At 62.6% G+C, this 4166-nt stretch carries 2 protein-coding genes and 2 pseudogenes; all 4 read left to right on the top strand.

The window, feature by feature from the left end:
• Positions 1–366: pseudogene (locus HX846_RS33105) on the top strand (type I secretion protein TolC); the annotation flags it as partial.
• Positions 363–2546, top strand: a complete 2184-nt coding sequence (locus HX846_RS33100; RefSeq protein ID WP_178967039.1) for a type I secretion system permease/ATPase — start codon at positions 363–365, stop codon at positions 2544–2546. The pseudogene HX846_RS33105 and the gene HX846_RS33100, both read left to right, overlap by 4 nt.
• A 26-nt stretch (positions 2547–2572) precedes the next feature.
• Positions 2573–3763, top strand: coding sequence for an HlyD family efflux transporter periplasmic adaptor subunit (locus HX846_RS33095; RefSeq protein ID WP_087693464.1), 1191 nt, complete (start codon positions 2573–2575; stop codon positions 3761–3763).
• 35 nt (positions 3764–3798) lie between these two features.
• A pseudogene (locus HX846_RS33090) lies at positions 3799–4166 on the top strand (alpha/beta hydrolase); the annotation flags it as partial.

Raw genomic sequence — 4166 nt, 5'->3', positions numbered from 1 at the left:
CAACAGGCCCTGCGTTCCGCCGATGCCGCCAACGACGCCGCGCGCCTTGCGGTTCGCCAGGGGTTGCTGGAAGCGCGGGATCAAATCTCAAGCCTCAGCCAACGGCTATCCACCCTGGATTTTCGTGAGCGCAGCATCTCCGAAACCCGCGACCTGTATCGCCAGCAGTACCTCGAACTGGGCACACGGCCGTTGCTCGACCTGCTGAATGCCGAGCAGGAAATTCACCAGGCACGCATGGACCGGGAAAACACCGCCGCTGACCTGCGCCGCCTGAAAATCGATTGCCTCTACAACACGGGCGCACTGCGCACGGCGTTCCACCTGGACAACAGCACCCTGCAAGGTGTGGAGATTCGGCCATGAATGATGCTGTGATGCTTGCGGACGAAACCAACGCAGTACAAACCCCGCTGAACCCGGCGCCCGCAGTGGATTATGACGTGTGGCTGGAGGCCGTCCTGAGCGTGGCCCGGCATTACCGCCTGGAATGCTCGGCCCAAAGCGTGCGCATCGCCGCAAAATGGACCGAAGGCGCTTCGGTGGAAGAGGTGGTACGGCAGATGGCCCGCCAGGCGGGGTTGAACTGCGTGATTGCCGACTTCAGCGAAACCACGCTGATGCAGCGCCAATTACCGGTGGTGCTGCAATTTGCCGACGGCCAGGTGGGTGTGCTCGAAACCCTCGGCGACGGCGACAACCTGGGCATCGCCTACAGCGGCGACGGCGGCCTGCAAAGCCGGCTCACCCGCCAGGACCTGTTGGAGCAAGCGCGCAAGAGCGTGATTCTGCGACCCATGGCGGCAGTGCGTGACCGGCGTGTCGACGACTACATCAAGCCTTACGAGAAGGCGTGGTTCAAAAACATCGTGCTGCGCGACCTGCGGCCCTATGGCTATGTGATGCTCGCGTCGCTGGTCACCAGCGTGCTGGGGTTGGCCGGGGTACTGTTTTCGATGCAGGTGTACGACCGGGTGATCCCGGCCGAATCCATGCCCACCCTGTATGTGCTGTTTGGCGGGGTGATGCTGGCGCTGGTGTTTGATTTCATCATGCGCATCACCCGTGTGCGCATCACTGACATGCTCGGCAAACGCGCGGATCTGCGCGTTTCCGACCTGGTGTTCGGGCATGCCATTCGCTTGCGTAACAGCGCCCGGCCGAAGTCCACCGGCTCGTTCATTTCGCAGCTCAAGGAACTGGAACAACTGCGTGAGCTGATCACCTCCAGCACCGCCACGGCGCTGGCCGATCTGCCGTTCTTCCTGCTGTTTCTGGTGATCTACTGGTTGATCGCCGGCCCGCTGGTGGCGGTGCCAATGGTGGCTGTGCTGTTCCTGATAGTGCCCGGGCTGTTGGCGCAGAAAAAACTCGCGGCACTGGCGAATGAGTCGATGCGTGAAAGCTCGTTGCGCAGCGCCATGCTGGTGGAGACCATACAAGGCCTGGACGACATCAAGGCGTTGCAGGCCGAACAGCGCTTCCAGCAACAATGGAATCACTACAACGCCACCTGCGGCGACGCCAGCCTGCGCCTGCGCCTGCTCACCAACAAACTGGTGGCCTGGAGCAACAATGTGCAGGGCTCGGTGTTTGCCGTGGTGGTGGTGTTCGGTGCGCCGATGGTCATGGCCAGCGACATGACCACCGGTAGCCTTGTCGCGGCGTCGATCCTGGCGTCGCGGATGATGGCGCCGATGTCCCAGATCACCCAGGTGCTGACGCGCTGGCAGCAGGCCAAGGTTGCGCTGCAAGGCCTGAACCGGATCATGGAATTGCCGGTGGACCATCCCGAGGGCAGCAAGCGCGTGCACCTGCCGGTGATCAAAGGCCAATACGCGCTGAGCCAGGCCACATTCCAGTATTCCGACGATGCCCCCGTACCGGCGCTGCGTGTGGCCGACCTGAAGATCCAGCCGGGCGAGCGCATCGCGATTCTGGGGCGTAACGGCGCGGGTAAATCCACGCTGTTGCAGGCATTGGCCGGGATGCTCGACCTCAAGGCTGGCACCATCAGCCTGGATAGCGTTGCCCTCAGCCACATCGACCCCGCCGACGTGCGCCGCGACGTGGGGCTGATGACACAAAACTCGCGGCTGTTTCACGGCACGCTGCGCGACAACCTGATCATGGGGGCGCCGCATGCCAGCGATCAGGAAATCCTCCAGGCCCTGGCGCTGACCGGTGCGGGCGACTTCATCGGCAAGTTCGCCGACGGCCTGGACCACATGATCCTGGAAGGTGGCCTGGGCCTGTCGGGCGGGCAGCGTCAGTCGCTGCTGCTGTCGCGGCTGATGATTCGCCAGCCGCATATCGTGTTGCTCGACGAGCCCACCGCGTCCCTGGATGAAGCGACCGAGCGCCAGTTGATCCACAACCTCGACCGCTGGGCGGCCCACCGCACGCTGATTATCGCCACGCACCGCATGAGTGTATTGAGCCTGGTGAATCGGGTGATCGTGGTCGACAACGGCCAGATCATCGTCGATGACAGCAAAGCCAACGCGATTGCGCGCCTGTCCAAACCGAAGGGGAAAAACCAGTGAAAAGCCCTGCGCCGAAAACCATACCCCTGCTCGCCACCGAAGACGAAGGCGCCCGGCATACCCACGACGGCGTGGATGAACGCACGGTGGTGCGCGCCACGCGCGTGGTGGGCTGGGTGTTTGTCATGCTGATTGCGTTTGGTGCCTGGGCCTACTTTTTTGAAGTGGACGAAGTCTCGACGGGCAGCGGCAAAGTCATCCCGACCTCGCGTGAGCAAATCATCCAGTCGCTGGAAGGCGGCATCGTCACGGAGTTGAATGTGGGGGAGGGCGATATCGTCAAAAATGGCCAGACGTTGGCCAGGCTTGACCCGACCAAGACCGAATCCAACTTTGATGAAAGTGCCGCCAAGTACCGGGCGTCGCTGGCCAGCGTCGCGCGTTTGCAGGCCGAGGTAGACGGTAAACCGTTACTGTTCCCCCCGGAGCTTGAGCGTTACCCCGCACTGGTGCGCGCCGAAACCGACCTGTTCAACACTCGGCGCAAGGGCCTCGAAGAATCGTTGGCCGGCGTGCGATCGTCGCTCGGGCTGGTGCGTAGCGAGCTGGAAATCACCGAAAACCTGGCCAAGGTCGGCGCCGCCAGCAACGTTGAGGTGTTGCGCCTCAAGCGCCAAAAGGCCGAGCTGGAGTTGAAACTGACCCAGGCCCGCTCCGAGTATATGGTGCGGGCCGGTGAGGACCTGGCGAAGGTCAATGCCGACGTCGAGACGCTGTCGTCAGTCATGCGCGGGCGCTCCGACTCGGTGACCCGCCTGACCCTGCGCTCGCCGGTGCGCGGTATTGTCAAGGGGATCGAGGTCACCACCATCGGCGGGGTTATCCCGCCCAACGGGCGCCTGATGCAGATTGTGCCCCTGGATGAGCAGTTGTTGATCGAGGCGCGTATCTCCCCGCGAGACATCGCCTTTATCCATCCCGACCAGGTGGCCAAGGTCAAGATCACCGCCTACGACTACGCCATTTATGGCGGCATGGACGGCAAGGTCGTGACCATTTCTCCGGACACTATCCAGGACGAGGTCAAGCCAGAAGTTTTTTACTACCGAGTGTTCATTCGCACCGACGCTGACACCTTGAAAAACAAGGCCGGCAAGTCGTTTTCGATTGTGCCTGGGATGATTGCCTCGGTGGATATCAAGACCGGCCAGAAAACCGTGCTCGACTATTTGATCAAGCCCATGAACCGTGCGCGGGAGGCCTTGCGCGAGCGTTAGGCGAGGTGGCTGTGGCCAGGTTTGCGTTGTGGTGGATGCTGTTGTGGGCCGGCGTGCCGGGCGCGTGGGCCCTGAGTGAGGGTTCGACACCGTTGCTTTGGAACACCCCGGCCGACCAGTCGACCTGCAACCAGGTCGACTCTGCACTCTGGGTCGAGTTGGCCGGGGGCGATGAGTGCATTCGCTATTTTTCCGGGGCGGTGCTGAGCCGTGTGCCCGTGGTGATCGTGATGTTTCATGGCGACCGCAACGTGGAAATGCACCGCTCGCCCGAGTCGATCCTTGGCAATACCCTGGCCGCCAAGGCCAGGCAGGCCAAGGCCCTGAGCCGGCGTGCGGGCGTACCGGTGGTGATTGTGGCGCGACCTGGCACCTACGGTTCCAGCGGCAACCATGGGCAGCG

Source organism: Pseudomonas sp. K5002 (assembly GCF_013386655.1).
GTDB lineage: Bacteria > Pseudomonadota > Gammaproteobacteria > Pseudomonadales > Pseudomonadaceae > Aquipseudomonas.
This window is presented reverse-complemented; position numbering and strand designations above follow the sequence as displayed.